The organism is Streptacidiphilus sp. MAP12-33, assembly GCF_041261265.1.
Taxonomy (GTDB): domain Bacteria; phylum Actinomycetota; class Actinomycetes; order Streptomycetales; family Streptomycetaceae; genus Streptacidiphilus.
The window spans coordinates 102,940-120,031 of sequence record NZ_JBGCCA010000026.1 but is presented as its reverse complement, the minus strand read 5'-3'; the positions used below and the strand labels follow the sequence as shown (position 1 = coordinate 120,031).

The 17,092-nt window shown below is 69.4% G+C and carries 11 protein-coding genes; 10 read left to right on the top strand and 1 reads right to left on the bottom strand.

Going from position 1 to position 17,092, the window contains the following annotated elements:
• Positions 1-98 precede the first annotated feature (98 nt).
• Positions 99-2,828, top strand: coding sequence for a preprotein translocase subunit SecA (gene secA / locus ABH931_RS24830; RefSeq protein WP_370117229.1), 2,730 nt, complete (start codon positions 99-101; stop codon positions 2,826-2,828).
• Positions 2,829-2,981: 153 nt separating this feature from the next.
• On the opposite strand, the gene ABH931_RS24825 is transcribed toward secA, so the two are convergent.
• Positions 2,982-3,389 (bottom strand): Rv3235 family protein, encoded by a 408-nt coding sequence (locus ABH931_RS24825; protein WP_370117227.1) that lies wholly within the window; start codon positions 3,387-3,389, stop codon positions 2,982-2,984.
• A 221-nt stretch (positions 3,390-3,610) separates the two neighbouring features.
• Here ABH931_RS24825 and ABH931_RS24820 point away from each other — a divergent pair, with 221 nt between their 5' ends.
• The 9 genes from ABH931_RS24820 to ABH931_RS24780 all read left to right on the top strand — a co-directional run bounded on the left by ABH931_RS24820 (position 3,611) and on the right by ABH931_RS24780 (position 17,054).
• Positions 3,611-4,123: a hypothetical protein gene (locus ABH931_RS24820; RefSeq protein WP_370117225.1), complete on the top strand. Its 513-nt coding sequence runs from the start codon at positions 3,611-3,613 to the stop codon at positions 4,121-4,123.
• A gap of 30 nt (positions 4,124-4,153) precedes the next feature.
• Positions 4,154-4,807: an HAD family hydrolase gene (locus tag ABH931_RS24815; RefSeq protein ID WP_370117222.1), complete on the top strand. Its 654-nt coding sequence runs from the start codon at positions 4,154-4,156 to the stop codon at positions 4,805-4,807.
• 7 nt (positions 4,808-4,814) lie between these two features.
• Positions 4,815-6,431, top strand: a complete 1,617-nt coding sequence (locus tag ABH931_RS24810) for an aldehyde dehydrogenase family protein (RefSeq protein ID WP_370117220.1) — start codon at positions 4,815-4,817, stop codon at positions 6,429-6,431.
• Positions 6,432-6,682: 251 nt separating this feature from the next.
• The gene (locus tag ABH931_RS24805; RefSeq protein WP_370117217.1) at positions 6,683-11,569 is read left to right on the top strand and encodes an NAD-glutamate dehydrogenase; all 4,887 of its coding nucleotides are present in this window, start codon (positions 6,683-6,685) and stop codon (positions 11,567-11,569) included.
• Between the two features lie 202 nt (positions 11,570-11,771).
• Positions 11,772-13,139, top strand: coding sequence for an ABC transporter substrate-binding protein (locus tag ABH931_RS24800; protein ID WP_370117214.1), 1,368 nt, complete (start codon positions 11,772-11,774; stop codon positions 13,137-13,139).
• A gap of 171 nt (positions 13,140-13,310) precedes the next feature.
• Positions 13,311-14,285: a carbohydrate ABC transporter permease gene (locus ABH931_RS24795; RefSeq protein ID WP_370117211.1), complete on the top strand. Its 975-nt coding sequence runs from the start codon at positions 13,311-13,313 to the stop codon at positions 14,283-14,285.
• Entirely contained in the window at positions 14,285-15,199 is a 915-nt protein-coding gene (locus ABH931_RS24790) for a carbohydrate ABC transporter permease (protein ID WP_370117209.1), read from the top strand. Before ABH931_RS24795 ends, ABH931_RS24790 begins: the two co-directional genes overlap by 1 nt.
• A gap of 125 nt (positions 15,200-15,324) precedes the next feature.
• Entirely contained in the window at positions 15,325-16,161 is an 837-nt protein-coding gene (locus tag ABH931_RS24785; protein ID WP_370117206.1) for an ABC transporter ATP-binding protein, read from the top strand.
• On the top strand, positions 16,158-17,054 hold the full coding sequence (locus ABH931_RS24780; RefSeq protein WP_370117203.1) for an ABC transporter permease: 897 nt from the start codon (positions 16,158-16,160) through the stop codon (positions 17,052-17,054). The genes ABH931_RS24785 and ABH931_RS24780 overlap by 4 nt, the downstream gene beginning before the upstream one ends.
• Positions 17,055-17,092: the final 38 nt, after the last annotated feature.

Below are 17,092 nucleotides of genomic sequence, written 5' to 3'. Positions count from 1 at the left end.
CCTCGCATACGATGGGCTCGCGGTGGCCTATTCGTTACCACCGCGAGCAAGGTGCCCGATACAGTCGCCCGGTCCATCCAGGCAAGGAGCCAGCCCACGTGTCCGTCTTCGACAAGATCCTGCGTGCAGGCGAAGGGAAGATCCTTCGCAAGCTCTCCAAGATCGCAGACCAGGTCAACTCGATCGAAGAGGACTTCGTCAACCTCACCGACGCCGAGCTGCGCGCGCTGACCGACGAGTTCCGGGAGCGCCTGGCCGACGGCGAGACGCTGGACGACATCCTCCCCGAGGCCTTCGCCACCGTGCGCGAGGCCGCCAAGCGCACCCTCGGTCAGCGTCACTACGACGTGCAGATCATGGGTGGCGCCGCGCTCCACCTCGGGTACGTCGCCGAGATGCGCACCGGTGAGGGCAAGACCCTCGTCGGCACGCTCCCCACGTACCTGAACGCGCTGGCCGGCAAGGGCGTGCACCTGATCACGACCAACGACTACCTCGCCGAGCGCGACTCGGAGTGGATGGGCCGGGTGCACCGCTTCCTCGGCCTGGAGGTCGGCTGCATCCTGGCGAACATGTCGCCGGCCGAGCGCCGCGCGCAGTACGCCTGCGACATCACCTACGGCACCAACAACGAGTTCGGCTTCGACTACCTGCGCGACAACATGGCGTGGTCGAAGGACGAGCTGGTCCAGCGCGGCCACAACTTCGCGGTCGTCGACGAGGTCGACTCGATCCTCATCGACGAGGCCCGTACCCCGCTGATCATCTCCGGCCCGGCCGACGCCGCCACCAAGTGGTACGGCGACTTCGCCAAGATGGTGCAGCGCCTGAAGATCGACCGCGACTACGAGGTCGACGAGAAGAAGCGCACGGTCGGCATCCTGGAGGCCGGTGTCACCCGGGTCGAGGACTACCTGGGCATCGAGAACCTCTACGACGTCACCAACACCCCGCTGGTCGGCTTCCTGAACAACGCCATCAAGGCGAAGGAGCTCTACAAGGCGGACAAGGACTACGTCGTCATGAACGGCGAAGTCATGATCGTCGATGAGCACACCGGCCGTATCCTCGCCGGTCGCCGCTACAACGAGGGCATGCACCAGGCGATCGAGGCCAAGGAGGGGGTGGAGGTCCAGAACGAGAACCAGACCCTGGCCACCATCACCCTGCAGAACTTCTTCCGTCTCTACGAGAAGCTCTCCGGCATGACCGGTACGGCGACCACCGAGGCGGCCGAGTTCCACCAGATCTACAAGCTCGGTGTGGTCCCGATCCCGACCAACAAGAACCCGCTGCGCATCGACCAGCCGGACCTGATCTACAAGTCCGAGCCGGCCAAGTTCGCCGCCGTGGTCGAGGACATCGTGGTCCGCCACGAGAAGGGCCAGCCGGTCCTCGTCGGCACCACCTCGGTCGAGAAGTCCGAGTACCTCTCGCAGGAGCTGCGCAAGCGCGGCGTCCCGCACGAGGTCCTCAACGCCAAGAACCACGAGCGCGAGGCGCTCGTCGTCGCCCAGGCCGGCCGTAAGGGCTCGGTGACCGTGGCCACCAACATGGCCGGTCGTGGCACCGACATCATGCTCGGCGGCAACCCCGAGCACCTGGCCGCAGCCGAGCTGGCGCAGCGCGGGCTCTCGCCGGTGGACACCCCGGACGAGTACGAGGCCGCGTGGGGCGGCGCGCTGGACAAGGCCAAGGAGGCCGTCAAGGCCGAGCAGGAGGAGGTCCAGGATCTGGGCGGTCTCTACGTGCTGGGCACCGAGCGCCACGAGTCCCGCCGTATCGACAACCAGCTGCGCGGTCGTTCCGGCCGTCAGGGCGACCCGGGCGAGTCCCGCTTCTACCTGTCGCTGGGCGACGACCTGATGCGCCTGTTCAAGGCCGGCATGGTCGAGCGCGTCCTGTCCATGGCCAACGTGCCGGAGGACGTGCCGATCGAGTCGAAGATGGTGACGCGCGCGATCGCCTCCGCGCAGACCCAGGTCGAGCAGCAGAACTTCGAGATCCGCAAGAACGTCCTCAAGTACGACGAGGTCCTCAACCGTCAGCGCGAGGTCATCTACGGCGAGCGCCGCCGCGTGCTCGAGGGCGAGGACCTGCACGAGCAGATCGACCACTTCATCGACGACACCGTCGACGCGTACGTCGGTGACGCCACGAAGGACGGCTTCGCCGAGGAGTGGGACTGGGACAAGCTCTGGACCGCTCTGGGCCAGCTCTACCCGATCTCCCTCAAGGTCGAGGACTTCGAGGACGAGAACGGCGACCGCAGCAACGCGACGGCCGAGTCGCTGTCCGAGGCGGTCAAGGAGGACGTGCACGGCCGCTACGTCGAGCGCGAGGAGCAGCTCGGCGAGACGGTCATGCGCGAGCTGGAGCGCCGGGTCGTGCTGTCGGTCCTGGACCGGCGCTGGCGCGAGCACCTCTACGAGATGGACTACCTCCAGGAGGGCATCGGCATGCGCGCGCTCGCGCAGCGCGACCCGCTGGTGGAGTACCAGCGTGAGGGCTTCGACATGTTCGGCGCGATGATGGACGGGATCAAGGAGGAGTCCATCTCCTACCTGTTCAACCTGGAGGTCCAGGTCGAGCAGCAGGTGGAGGAGGTCCCGGTCGCGGACGCCGTCGTGACGCCGGAGATCCACGCCAAGGGCCTGGACGCTCCGCAGCGCCCGGACCGCCTGCACTACAAGGCGCCGACGATCGACACCGCCGACGGCATCGTCGAGACGGACATCGACCTCGACGACGACGCGGAGGACGGCGACGGCCTCACCCGCGCCGAGCGCCGCAAGGCCGCCAAGGGCGGGCGTCGCCGCAAGAAGTAACCCCAGGGGCGCGGGGAACTGCGCGAGCAACCACCCAGTGCGGATGGTCCTGCTCGTCGGCGAGTCACCACACAGGCAGGGGGCACCCCCGCCCGAAGGGTGGGGGATTGTCGCGCAGTTCCCCGCGCCCCTGAGCGTTGCAACCGGCTCTCGTCACCAACGTGACTCCAGGGCCGTGAAGCGCCAGGTCGGGCTCTGGCTGCGGCGGAGGGCGCGGCATTCGAGGCGGAAGGCGAGGGTCTCGGTGCGGCCTCCCGCGACCTGGTAGAGCGCGGTGACCTCCAGGGCGTCCTCGCGGGGCGAGGAGTCGAAGACCCGCTGCAGCGCGCCGGAGCGCAGGCAGCCGAGGGCGCGCAGGGTGCGGACGCGGTCGTAGACGTCCTCCGTCGCGAACGCGAGGAGCTGCTCGTGCGGGCGCTTGCCGGTGAGCACTTCCAGCAGCCGCTGCGCGTAGGCGCGGGCGAGCGGGTTCTGGGGCGTGGTGCACGGCGTCGGCCGGCGCCTGGCGCCGACACCGTGGAGGCGGCCGATGCGGACATTGCCGGTGTGCGTCGTCGTCATGGCAGGGGTGTATCCGTCCCCGGGGGCCCCGGCAAGGATGCTCGGAGCGGCGAGAAAGGCCCGCGGAGAATCACTTATCCGAGTGAAACCATCCCCTTGAGCTGCGGCGATACCGGAAGCACCCGTACCGGCCCCATCACGCAGCGTGGCGAAATGCCACTCGATCGGTGACGTTGTGCGACCGGCGTCGTCGTCCGCCGCTGACGCCTTATCCTGAGCGCATGCGCGTCTACGTGCCCCTCACCTTGACCGGTCTTGCCAAGGCTCACGCCGAAGGCGCCGTCGCGCCGCCGCTGCGGGCGTACGCGGTGACGCCCGCGCTGCGCGAGTGGTATCTCAGCGACGACATCGAGGAGCTGGAGTACGCCGCGCTGGTCCGTGCCGCGCAGGCGTCCCTGCGGATGCTCGCCGAGGAGCCGGAGGCGTCGCGCCGGAGGGTGGTCGTGGCCGCCGACGTGCCGGACGCCGCGATCACGCTGAACGTGCAGGCCGAGCACGAGGAGCCGCACACCCTCGGTGCCGTGCGGCTGGACGAGCCGCTACGGCTGGCGAAGGCCGCGGCCGTGCACGCCGACGCGGACGACGCGGAGGTGCTGGAGGACGTCGCCGCCGCCGCGCTCGCGCTGGCCGCGGCGGACGCCGGCGACGAGGACGCCAGGTTCACCGTGGACGGGGCCGAGGACCACGAGCTGCTCTGGTTCGCGACCCAGGAGATTCCCGGGCTGTTGCCGTGAATGTCAGACCCGCCCGATAGCGTCCTGCTCATGTACGCACCACACATCGTCTGGGACTGGAACGGCACCCTCTTCGACGACATCGCCGCGGTCGTCGACGCGAGCAACGCCGCCTTCGGCGAGCTCGGTCTGCCGCCGATGACGGTGGAGGAGTACCGGGAGTGGTACCGGATACCGGTCATCGACTGCTACGCGGACCGGCTCGGGCGGATGCCCTCGCCGCAGGAGTGGCAGCGGATGGACGCCGTGTTCCACGGCCACTACACGGCGATGCGTGACGCCTGCGGGCTGACCGCGGGGGCGCTGGATCTGCTCGCCGCCGCAGGGCGGTCGCAGTCGCTGCTGTCGATGTACGGGCACGAGGAACTGGTGCCGCTGGTGCGCAGCTTCGGTATCCACGAGCACTTCCGCCGGGTCGACGGGCGGGACGGCACCTCGGGCACGTCCGGCAAGGGGCAGTACCTGGTACGTCATCTCGCCGCGCTGGGCGACGCGGTGGATCCGACGCGCACGGTGCTGATAGGCGACGTGCCGGACGACGCGGCGGCCGCGGCCGAGGCGGGGGTCCGCGCGGTGTTGTACACGGGCGGGGCCGGGTCGCGGCGGGAGCTGTCCCGCGTCGGGGTGCCGGTCGCCGACACTCTGGCCGAGGCTGTCTCCCTCGCGGAGGCGCTGGTCGCATGATGACCGTATGTCAGATTTCGACGGAATTGCCCGAATCGACAGGACCTACGCCCCCGCGAGCCCCGAGCGGGCCTGCCTGGAACTGCGGCTGAAGGAGCTGGCGGCCGCCGACGCGCCACTGATGATGACGATCGGCGGTGCCCGGCGCGCGGGCGGCGGGGAGCGGGTGGACGTCGTCCAGCCGCACCACCACTCCGCCCGGCTGGGCATGCTGGGCGAGGCCACCCCCGAGGACGTGGGCCTCGCCGTCGACGCCGCGCTCACGGCCGGACCGGGCTGGCGGGCGCTCCCCTGCTACGACCGGGCCGCCGTCTTCCTGCGGGCGGCCGAGCTGCTGGCTGGTCCCTGGCGGGAGACGGTCGTGGCGGCGACGATGCTCGGCCAGTCGATGACGGCCTGGCAGGCCGAGGCCGAGAGTCGTGAGCTGGTCCGTTTCTGGCGCGTGGCGGCCCGGGCGGCTGAGACGATCGAGGCAGCCGAGACCGTTGAGGCGATCGGGGCGATCGGGGCGATCGGGACGGCCGGGCAGACCGGGCAGACCGGCGCGGTCGAGGACGGTGGTGCGCGCGCAGCGCGCGGTGTGCGGCGGCGGACGGAGCTCCGGCCGCTGGAGGGCTTCGTCTGCGCCGTCACGCCCTTCGAATCCACCGCTGCCGCGGGCAGGCTGGCGACCGCTCCGGCGTTGGCGGGCAACACGGTCGTTTGGAGGCCCGCGCCCGCGCAGACCCTGTCCGCCACGTGCGTGCTGCGCGTGCTGGAGGCGGCGGGGCTGCCGCCCGGGGTGATCAACATGGTGACCGGAGAGGGGCAGGCCCTCGCCCGGGCGGCGCTCGGCCACCCCCGCCTCGCCGGTCTCCACTTCGCGGGGGAGGCCGCGGACTTCCACGGGTACTGGTGCGAGGTGGGCCGCCACCTCGACCGCTGTGCGAGCCGGCCGCGGCTGGTCGGCGAGACGGGCGGCAAGGGGTTCCTGCTCGCCCACCCCGGGGCAGATCCGGCGGTGCTGCGGACCGCGCTGGTCCAGGGGGCCTTCGCGTACCAGGGGCAGCGGCGGTCGGCGGTGTCGCGGGCCTACCTCCCGCGCGTCCTGTGGCAGGCGGTCAAGGCGGCCTTCCTCGACGAGGTCCGCGCCCTCGCGGTCGGGGACGTGGCCGACCTGTCCAACACCATGGGGGCGCTGGTCGACGCGCACGCCCACGAGCGCGCCGCCGGGGCGATCGCCCGCGCCCGGACCGTGCACAGCCTCGACGTCGTGGTCGGCGGGCACAGCGACGACGCGATCGGGTACTTCGTCGAGCCGACCGTGATCACCGGGACCGATCCGCGCCAGGAGCTCTTCACCGCGGGGCTGCGCGGCCCGGTGCTGGCCGTCCACGTCTACGACGACGCACGGTTCGAGCAGACGCTCGACCTGGTCGCCGCCGCGCGGCCGGCCGTCGCGGCCGGTTCCGTCATCGCCTCGGACCGCAGCGTGATCGCCCAGGTCAGGGCGCGGTTGCGGGGTGCGGCGGACGCGCTCGCCGTCAACGGAGTCGAGCCCTCGGGCGCGGCACAGGCGGGAGGCAAGGAGTACCTGATGCCCTGGATGTCCCGGCGTTCGGTCGAAGAGACCCTGATCTGGTGAAGAAGGTGCGAGGGTCCCTTGGACAACTCGTACAGCCGGTACCAAAGATCCTGACGCACTGCACCGAATCGGCCCGGGACACAGTCTCTTACCCAAGTTAGGCTCGACCGGAACCACAGGGGCCGACCCGACCATCCCTCGCCATAGGGGAGGATAGGGACAGACCCGGTGGATCTTGTGCAACACCATGCAGAACCACGCAACCGCACCCACCGAGTCACGCAACGGCGCGCGACAGGAGCCAGATAGTCATGCAGACCCAGCTGGACGCAGCTAAGGCCGAACTGCTCAGCAAGGCGGCTCAGGGGGAGGCGCTCGGCAACGGCGCCCTTGCCTCGTACCTGAAGCACTACTACCTGCACACGGCCCCCGAGGACCTGCTCGACCGCGACCCGGTCGACGTCTACGGTGCGGCGGCCTCCCACCACCGGCTCGCGGGCAAGCGCCCGCAGGGCGCCGCCGAGGTCCGGGTCTACACCCCGACCGTCGAGGAGAACGGGTGGTCCTGCGGCCACACCGTGGTGGAGATCGTCACCGACGACATGCCCTTCCTGGTCGACTCGGTCACTCAGGAGCTGACCCGCCAGGACCGCGGCATCCACGTCGTGATCCACCCGCAGATGGTCGTCCGCCGTGACATCACCGGCAAGCTGATCGAGATCCTCGACCTGGACGCCTGCGACAAGAAGCGTCCGGCTGACGCGCTGGTCGAGTCCTGGATGCACGTCGAGATCGACCGCGAGACCGACCGCGACGACCTGCGCTCCATCGAGGCCGACCTGCGCCGTGTCCTCGGTGACGTCCGCGAGGTCGTCGAGGACTGGGGCAAGATGCGCGAGTCCGCGCTGCGCCTCGCCGACGAGCTGCGCGAGACCCCGCCGGCGGGCCTCGCCGAGCAGGAGGTCGCGGAGACCTGGGACCTGCTGCGCTGGCTGGCCGACGACCACTTCACCTTCCTCGGCTACCGCGAGTACGACCTGGTCCAGGCCGAGGACGGCGAGGACGCGCTGCACGCCGTCGCCGGCACCGGCCTCGGCATCCTGCGCTCGGACCCGAGGTCCGGCGACTCCTCCGCCTTCGGCCGCCTGACGGCCCCGGCCCGCGCCAAGGCCCGCGAGCAGAAGCTGCTGGTGCTCACCAAGGCCAACAGCCGCGCCACCGTGCACCGTCCGTCCTACCTGGACTACGTCGGCGTCAAGAAGTTCGACGCCCAGGGCAACGTCATCGGTGAGCGCCGCTTCCTCGGGCTCTTCTCGGCCGCCGCCTACACCGAGTCGGTCAACCGCGTCCCGGTCGCCCGCCGCAAGGTGCAGGAGGTGCTGGAGCAGTCCGGCTTCTCCGCCGAGAGCCACGACGGCCGCGACCTGCTGCAGATCCTGGAGACCTACCCGCGCGACGAGCTCTTCCAGACGCCCGCCGACGAGCTGCTCTCCATCGCGCACTCCGTGCTGTACCTCCAGGAGCGCCGCAAGCTGCGCCTGTTCCTGCGCCAGGACGAGTACGGCCGCTACTTCTCCGCGCTGGTCTACCTGCCGCGTGACCGCTACACCACCCGCGTCCGGCTGCGTCTGATGGACCTGCTGATGCAGGAGCTGGGCGGCTCCGCGATCGACTACACCGCGTGGAACACCGAGTCGGTCCTGGCCCGCCTGCACTTCGTCATCCGGGTGCCGGCCGGCACCGAGCTGCCGCACCTGAGCGAGCAGGACATCGACCGGCTGGAGGCCAAGCTCGCCGAGACCGCCCGCTCCTGGGCGGACGGCTTCAACGAGGTGCTGGTCCGCGAGTGCGGTGAGGAGCGTGCGGCCGCGGCCTCGCGCCGCTACGCCAACGCCTTCCCCGACGGCTACCGCGCCGACTTCACCCCGGCCACCGGTGTCGCGGACCTGCGCCAGCTGGAGTCCCTCGCGGGCGCCGGCGACTTCCGGCTCAACCTCTACCAGCCGGTCGACGCCGAGGGCGACGAGCGCCGCTTCAAGATCTACTGGGAGGGCGGCTCGGTCTCGCTGACCGAGGTGCTGCCGGTCCTGTCGCGCCTGGGCGTCGAGGTGCTCGACGAGCACCCCTACGAGCTGCGCCGCGCCGACGGCACGGTCGCCTGGGTCTACGACTTCGGCCTGAGGCTGCGTCCCGAGGTCGCCGACACCATCACCGACGAGAGCCGTGAGCGGTTCCAGAAGGCCTTCGCCGCCGTCTGGACCGGCCAGGCCGAGAACGACGGCTTCAACTCCCTGGTCCTGCGCGCCGGTCTGGGCTGGCGTCAGGCGATGGTGCTGCGCGCCTACGCCAAGTACCTGCGCCAGGCCGGAGTGGCCTACTCGCAGGACTACATGGAGGACGCGCTCCTCAACAACGTCCACGTCACCCGCCTGCTGGTGAACCTCTTCGAGGCCCGCCTGTCGCCCGCGCACACGCACAGCGCCGCCGAGCTGACCGAGGGTCTGCTGGAGGAGCTGGACGGCGCGCTGGACCAGGTCGTCAGCCTCGACGAGGACCGGATCCTGCGTTCCTTCCTGACGCTGATCAAGGCCACCCTGCGCACCAACTTCTTCCAGCGCACCGAGGCCGGCGAGCCGCACGCCTACGTGTCGATGAAGTTCGACCCGCAGGCCATTCCGGACCTGCCGGCCCCGCGCCCGGCGTACGAGATCTGGGTCTACTCGCCCCAGGTCGAGGGTGTGCACCTGCGCTTCGGCAAGGTCGCCCGAGGCGGTCTGCGCTGGTCCGACCGTCGTGAGGACTTCCGCACCGAGGTCCTCGGGCTGGTCAAGGCGCAGATGGTGAAGAACACCGTCATCGTGCCGGTCGGCTCCAAGGGCGGCTTCTTCGCCAAGCAGCTGCCGGACCCGTCGCTGGACCGCCAGGCCTGGATGGACGAGGGCATCTCCTCGTACAAGACCTTCATCTCCGGTCTGCTCGACATCACCGACAACCTGGTCGCCGGCGAGGTCGTGCCGCCGAAGGACGTGGTGCGCCACGACGGTGACGACACCTACCTGGTCGTCGCCGCCGACAAGGGCACCGCGACCTTCTCCGACATCGCCAACGGTGTCGCGAACCAGTACGGCTTCTGGCTGGGCGACGCCTTCGCGTCGGGCGGCTCGGCCGGTTACGACCACAAGGGCATGGGCATCACCGCCCGCGGTGCCTGGGAGTCGGTCAAGCGCCACTTCCGCGAGCTGGGTCACGACACCCAGACCGAGGACTTCACCGTCGTCGGCATCGGCGACATGTCCGGTGACGTCTTCGGCAACGGCATGCTGCTCAGCGAGCACATCCGCCTGGTCGCCGCGTTCGACCACCGCCACATCTTCGTGGACCCGAACCCGGACGCGGCGAGCTCCTTCGCCGAGCGCAAGCGGATGTTCGACCTGCCGCGCAGCTCGTGGGAGGACTACAACACCGAGCTGATCTCGGCCGGTGGCGGCATCTTCCCGCGCAGCGCCAAGTCGATCACCATCACGCCGCAGATGCGCGAGGTGCTCGGCATCGAGGCGGGCGTCTCCCGGCTCACCCCGGCCGAGCTGATGAAGGCGATCCTGCTCTCCCCGGTCGACCTGCTGTGGAACGGCGGCATCGGCACCTACGTCAAGGCCGCGGCGGAGAACAACGCCGAGGTCGGCGACAAGGCCAACGACGCGATCCGCGTCAACGGCGGCGAGCTGCGGGTCAAGGTGTTCGGCGAGGGTGGCAACCTGGGCGCGACCCAGCTCGGCCGCATCGAGTTCGCGACGCTCGGCCACGGCGGCGAGGGCGGCAAGGTCAACACCGACGCCATCGACAACTCGGCGGGCGTGGACACCTCGGACCACGAGGTGAACATCAAGATCCTGCTCAACCAGGTCGTCACCGACGGGGACATGACGGTCAAGCAGCGCAACGCGCTGCTGGCCGAGATGACCGACGAGGTCGGCGAGCACGTCCTGGTCAACAACTACGCCCAGAACGTGGCGCTGGCCAACGCCTCCTCGCAGGCGCCCAGCATGGTCAACGTGCACCAGCGGCTGATGCGCCGTCTGGTCGCCGACGGCCACCTCAACCGGGCGCTGGAGTTCCTGCCGACGGGCGCGCAGATGCGCGAGCGCGCGGCGGCCGGGCGCGGGCTGACCCAGCCCGAGCTGGCGGTGCTGCTCGCCTACACGAAGATCACCCTCGCCGACGAGATCCTCGCCTCGGACCTCCCGGACGACCCGTACCTGCGCGGCAAGCTGCACCGGTACTTCCCGCCGCAGCTCCAGCAGCGGTTCGAGGAGCAGATCGACGGGCACGCGCTGCGCCGGGAGATCATCACCACGGTCGTGGTCAACGAGACCATCAACCGTGGCGGCATGACCTTCGCCTTCCGCCTGCGCGAGGAGACGGGCGCCACCTACGAGGAGGTCGTGCGCTCGCACACCGCGGCCCGCGCGATCTTCGACCTCAAGGGTGTCTGGCAGGAGATCGAGGCCCTGGACAACCAGGTCCCGGCCGAGATCCAGACCAGGATGCGCCTGCACAGCCGCCGCCTGGTCGAGCGCGCCACCCGCTGGCTGCTCAACAACCGGCGTCAGCCGCTCGACATCGCCGAGACCATCGAGGTCTTCCGCGAGCGGGTCAACCTGGTCTGGAGCCGGGTGCCGGAGCTGGTGCGCGGTTCCGACCTGGAGTGGTACGACTCCGTGCGGGAGGAGCTGCTGGAGGCCGGCGTGCCGGAGGAGCTGGCGGTCAAGATCGCCGGTCTCTCCTCGGTCTTCCCGTCGCTGGACATCATCGAGACCGCCGACCGCCACGGCGCCGAGGTGCTGGACGTGGCGGAGGTCTACTACGACCTCGGCTCGCGTCTGCAGATCGCCGAGCTGCTCGACCGGATCATCGAGCTGCCCCGCACGGACCGCTGGCAGTCGATGGCCCGCGCGGCCATCCGCGAGGACCTCTTCGCGGCCCACGCGACGCTGACGGCGGACCTGCTCGGCTACGGCGAGCCCGGCGCGACGCCGGAGGAGCGGTTCCAGGCCTGGGTCGACGCGAACGCGACCCTGGTCAACCGCGCCAAGACCACGCTCGACGACATAAGGACGTCGGAGTCGTACGACCTGGCCAACCTCAGCGTCGCGATGCGGGTCATCCGCACGCTGCTGCGGACCGGTTCGATGCGCTGACGTTCCGCCGACGCGGAGAGGGGCTCACGGCTGCCGCCGTGGGCCCCTCGCTCTTTCGGGCCCTTCAAGATCTGAATGCGACGCGACCCCTTGGCCAGCTGTTGGCGTCAGGTTATGGTCCTGTATCTGCTGCAAGAACTTTCACGACCGCACGGCTCTCTCTGCACGGCGCGCACCCGGTCCACCCTCTTGGAGGCACGCAATGCACAGGCCCACTCTGTCCGGACGCCGCGCCGTCGCCGTAGGGGCGGCAGCCGCGCTCACCCTCCTGGCCGGCTGTTCCAACTCCGCCGGCGGCAACGGCGGCTCCGCCTCCGCGACGCCGACACTCACCGGTGACTGCGCCCCCTTCCAGGCCTATGCGGGCCACTCGGGCACGACGGTCACCATGTTCGCCTCGATCCTCAGCCCCGAGTCGGACGCGCTGGAGCGGTCCTGGGCGAAGTTCAGCTCGTGCACCGGGATCAAGATCTCCTACGTCGGCTCCAACGACTTCGAGTCGCAGCTCCCGGTCCGCGTCACCGGCGGCAACGCGCCGGATCTGGCGATCATCCCGCAGCCGGGGCTGCTGGCGCAGATGGTGAAGACCGGCAAGGTGGTCAAGCCCCCGGCGCAGACCGTCGCCAACGAGAGCAAGTGGGCCCCGATCTGGAAGAGCTACGGCTCGGTCGACGGCACCTTCTACGCGGCCCCGATGAGCGCCAACATGAAGTCGCTGGTCTGGTACTCGCCCAAGGCCTTCGCCGCGGCGGGATACCAGGTGCCGACCACGTGGGCGGACCTGATGGCGCTCAGCGACAAGATCGCCAAGGCGGGCAAGAACAAGCCCTGGTGCGGCGGTATCAGCTCCGGCACGGCGACGGGCTGGCCGGCCACGGACTGGCTCGAGGAGGTCGTCCTCGGCAAGTACGGCGGCGACGTCTACGACCAGTGGATCAGCCACCAGGTCAAGTTCTCCGACCCGCAGATCATCGACTCGATGAACACCGTCCAGGGCTGGATGCACAATCCCGCCTGGGTCAACGGCGGATTCGGAGACGTCTCCTCGATCGCCTCCACGACCTTCCAGGACGCGGGCACGCCGATCCTGACCGGCAAGTGCTCGATGCTGCAGCAGGCCTCGTTCTACGAGGCGCAGTGGCCCAAGGGCACGACCGTGGGCCCGAACGGCGACATCTGGGCCTTCAAGCTGCCCGCGGTGAACCCGTCGATCGCGACCCCGGTCGAGGGCGGCGGCGAGTTCGTGGCGGCGTTCAGCAGCCGGCCCGAGGTGCAGGCCGTGCAGAACTACCTCTCCACGTCGGAGTGGGCGACGAGCCGCATCAAGCAGGCCCCGGGCTGGGTCTCGGCGAACACGGGCGTGGACCCGTCGATCTACACCGACCCGATCGACCAGCTCTCGGCGAAGTACCTGACGGACCCCACGGCGACGTTCCGCTTCGACGCGTCCGACCTGATGGTCGCCGCGATCGGCTCCGGCCAGGAGTGGAAGTCGTTCACGGCGTGGTTCGCCCAGAACCAGTCGGTCCAGAAGACCGCGTCCGACATCGACGCCGCCTGGCCGCAGTAGGCACACCCAGGGGCGCGGGGCCCTGCTCGATCAACTGCGTGCGCGACAAGCCACCCTGTGTGGGGAGTCGCCGAACGAGCAGGGCCATCCGCACGCAGGTGGTTGCTCGCGCCCATGCGGCGGAGCCCCGCGCCCCTGCGGGTTGCAACGAACCCTAGGAGCGGAAGGGCTATGTGGGGCGACACTTCGATCAAGTTCGGCAACATGTTCGGCGCCATCGCCGGGTTCCTCGGGCTGCTGCTCCTGCTGTTCTACCTGGCCGGCTACGCCCGTGGGCGCCTCTCGCGACGCCTCGCGATCCTGCTGCTGCTCGGGCCGGCGATCCTGCTCCTGCTGGTCGGGATCGTCATCCCGGCCGTCCGGACGGTCTACCTGAGCCTGTTCAACGACGACAGCACGAAGTTCCTCGGCGTCGGCAACTACACCTGGGCCTTCGGGAACTCCGACATCCACCAGGTGCTGCTCAACACCCTCCTGTGGATCGTCGTCGCGCCTCTGGTCACCACCGGTCTCGGGCTGGTGCTCGCGCTGCTCGTGGACCGGCTGCGCGGGCAGGCGATCTACAAGTCGCTGATCTTCATGCCGATGGCCGTCTCCTTCGTCGGCGCCAGCATCATCTGGAAGTTCGTCTACGCCTACCGCGACCCCTCCGAGCCGCAGATCGGCCTGCTCTCGCAGATCTGCCTCTGGCTGGGCTGGCACAACCCGCCGAACTGGATCCTGTCGCACCCGCTGAACAACTTCCTGCTGATGGTCATCATGATCTGGGTGCAGACCGGGTTCGCCATGGTCGTGCTCTCCGCCGCCATCAAGGCCATTCCGGAGGACGTCACCGAGGCGGCCGTGCTCGACGGAGCCCAGGGGTGGCGACTGTTCCGCCACGTCACCATTCCGATGATCCGCAGCACCGTGATCGTCGTGCTGACCACGGTGATGATCACGACGCTCAAGCTGTTCGACATCATCCGGACCATGACCGGGGGCAACTTCGGTACCCAGGTGCTGGCCAACGAGATGTACAACCAGGCCTTCACCGAGTTCAACAACGGACGGGCCGGCGTCCTCGCGGTCCTCCTCTTCCTCGCGGTCGTGCCCCTGGTCGTCTACAACATCACCCTGCTGCGCAGGGAACGGGAGGTCCGCTGATGGCCGCGTCGACACGCACAGGGGTGCGGCAGGCGCTCAGCGGCCGTCTGTCGTCGTTCGTGGTGCTGCTGGTCACCGTCGTGTGGACGGTGCCGACGTTCGGGCTGCTCGTCACCTCGCTGCGGCCGCAGCAGGACGTCGCGAACACCGGCTGGTGGGACTTCTTCGCGCACCCGCACCTGACCCTCGCGAACTACCACGACGTGCTGTTCAACGGCGGGTTCGGGGTCAGCGACGGGCTGATGCCCTACCTGGTGAACTCGATCGCGATCACCGTCCCGGCCACGATCTTCCCGATCGTCATCGCGTCGATGGCCGCGTACGTGCTGGCGTGGATCCCGTTCCGGGGCAGTGACACGATCTTCTTCGTCATCTTCGCGCTGCAGGTCGTGCCGTTGCAGATGGCGCTGGTGCCGCTGCTCCAGCTCTTCTCCGGCGGCGCCCACATCGGCAGTGTGACGATCTTCCCCGCGCTGGGCATGGGCGGCACCTACGCGCCGGTGTGGGCGGCGCACACCATGTTCGCGCTGCCGCTCGCGGTCTTCCTGCTGCACAACTTCATCGCCCAACTGCCGCGCGACCTGATCGAGGCGGCCCGGGTCGACGGCGCCAGCCACTTCCGGGTGTTCCGCTCGATCGTGCTGCCGCTGGCGACGCCGGCGCTGGCCTCGTTCGCCATCTTCCAGTTCCTGTGGGTCTGGAACGACCTGCTGGTCGGGCTGACCTTCACCGGCGGCGCGCCGGAGTCCGCGCCGATGCCGTCCCGGCTGGCCCAGCTGTCCGGCTCCTTCGGCGACCACTGGGAGATCCTCACGGCGGGCGCCTTCGTCTCCGTCGTGGTGCCGCTCGTCGTCTTCTTCTCGCTCCAGCGCTACTTCGTTCGTGGACTGCTCGCCGGTTCCGTCAAGGGCTGAGCACAACGAGCAGAACGGGCCGATACGCGGCTAACAAGTGACAACCACGGAAACAGAGACGTAACACGGGGCCCGCTCCTACCTTCTGAATACCTCGAACCGGGGGTGTGGAAGGAGCGGGACTCATGGCCGATACGCACAATGGCCGCATCGAGATCGAAGGCGTCACCAAGCGGTTTCTGACGCCCAGCGGTGACATCTTCACGGCCATCAAGGACGTGTCCTTCACCGTCGAGCCGGGCCAGTTCTGCGCGGTCGTCGGACCGACGGGCTGCGGCAAGTCGACGACCCTCGGCATGGTGTCCGGACTGGACAAGCCGAGCGAGGGCACCGTCAAGGTCGGCGGCAAGGTGGTCGACGGGATCACCGACGGCGTCAGCTTCATGTTCCAGGCGGACGCGCTGCTGCCCTGGAAGACGGTGCTGGCGAACGTCGCACTCGGGCCCATCTTCCGCGGCGTCGGCAAGGCCGAGGCGCAGACCCGCGCCCGGGACTGGCTGCGCAGGGTGGGCCTGGCCGGCTTCGAGGACCGCTACCCGCACCAGCTCTCCGGCGGTATGCGCAAGCGCGTGGCCATGGCCGCCGCGCTGATCAACGAGCCCAAGATCCTGATGATGGACGAGCCGTTCGGCGCCCTGGACGTGCAGACCAAGGCGATCATGTCGAACGAGCTGCTGGGCCTGTGGGAGCAGAGCCGCCCCGCGGTCCTCTTCATCACCCACGACCTGGACGAGGCCGTAGCCCTCGCCGACAAGGTCGTCGTGATGACCTCCAGCCCCGGCACGGTCAAGGCGGTCTACGACATCGACCTGCCGCGTCCCCGCGGCTCCGTGCAGGACATCCGCTTCGAGCCGCGCTTCCTCGAGCTCCAGCACCAGATCTGGGACACCCTGCGCGAAGAGGTCGAGCGCGCCTACGCCCGCACCGCCGGCGGCCCCACCAAGGAAGGCAAGGCAGCATGAGCACCGCAACCCCCTCCACGACCGGTGCTCCGGTCGACGCCGTGCCGGCCGGCGCGGAGCAGTCCGAGGCCGCGACGGCCGCGAAGCGCGCGGTGCTGCGCCGCAAGGCCTCGATCTGGGCGGGGCGGTTCGGCTTCGCCGTCCTCGTCCTCGGCGGCTGGGAGATCGCCGCCCGGACCAGCCTGATCGACCCGTTCTTCTACGGGCAGCCCTCGGGCATCTGGACGAGCCTGGTCAACCTCTTCCAGAACGGCACCGAGTTCGGCTCGATCTGGGCCAACATCTGGGTCACCATGCAGGAGGCGCTGATCGGCTTCGCCATCGGTGCGGTGGCCGGTGTGATCGTCGGGGTCGCGCTCGGCCAGAGCCGCTTCCTCGCGGAGGTGCTCGGCCCCTACATCAAGATCGTCAACGCGATCCCGCGCATCGTCCTCGGCTCGATCTTCATCGTGGCCTTCGGCATCGGGACGATGCCGAAGATCCTGCTCGCCGCGGTGCTGGTCTTCTTCGTGGTCTTCTTCAACGCCTTCCAGGGCGTGCGCGAGGTCGACCGCAACATCCTCGCCAACGCCAAGGTGCTCGGCGCCTCCCGGCTCCAGGTCACCCGCCACGTCATCGTGCCCTCCGCGCTGACCTGGATCATCGCCAGCCTGCACAGCGCCTTCGGCTTCGCCATCGTCGGCGCGCTGGTCGGCGAGGTTCTCGGTGCCCAGCAGGGCCTCGGCCTGATCATCAAGACCGCGCAGAACCAGTTCGACCCCAACACGGTCTTCGCGGCCATGTTCCTCATCGCCGCCCTGGTCCTGGTCGCCGAGTGGCTGATCGGGAAGCTCGAGCACCGGCTGCTGTCCTGGCGGCCCGCCGCTCCCTCCGAGGCGTCCAACGCCATCTGACGTACCGGCACCTACGCACCCCCACCCTCGAAAGGTCT

Excerpts from the sequence above, each read along its gene's own strand:
- ABH931_RS24825 (WP_370117227.1), bottom strand. The coding sequence starts at position 3,389 with ATGACGACGACGCACACCGGCAATGTCCGCATCGGCCGCCTCCACGGT.
- ABH931_RS24820 (WP_370117225.1), top strand. The coding sequence starts at position 3,611 with ATGCGCGTCTACGTGCCCCTCACCTTGACCGGTCTTGCCAAGGCTCAC.
- ABH931_RS24815 (WP_370117222.1), top strand. The coding sequence starts at position 4,154 with ATGTACGCACCACACATCGTCTGGGACTGGAACGGCACCCTCTTCGAC.
- ABH931_RS24810 (WP_370117220.1), top strand. The coding sequence starts at position 4,815 with ATGTCAGATTTCGACGGAATTGCCCGAATCGACAGGACCTACGCCCCC.
- ABH931_RS24805 (WP_370117217.1), top strand. The coding sequence starts at position 6,683 with ATGCAGACCCAGCTGGACGCAGCTAAGGCCGAACTGCTCAGCAAGGCG.
- ABH931_RS24800 (WP_370117214.1), top strand. The coding sequence starts at position 11,772 with ATGCACAGGCCCACTCTGTCCGGACGCCGCGCCGTCGCCGTAGGGGCG.
- ABH931_RS24795 (WP_370117211.1), top strand. The coding sequence starts at position 13,311 with ATGTGGGGCGACACTTCGATCAAGTTCGGCAACATGTTCGGCGCCATC.
- ABH931_RS24790 (WP_370117209.1), top strand. The coding sequence starts at position 14,285 with ATGGCCGCGTCGACACGCACAGGGGTGCGGCAGGCGCTCAGCGGCCGT.
- ABH931_RS24785 (WP_370117206.1), top strand. The coding sequence starts at position 15,325 with ATGGCCGATACGCACAATGGCCGCATCGAGATCGAAGGCGTCACCAAG.
- ABH931_RS24780 (WP_370117203.1), top strand. The coding sequence starts at position 16,158 with ATGAGCACCGCAACCCCCTCCACGACCGGTGCTCCGGTCGACGCCGTG.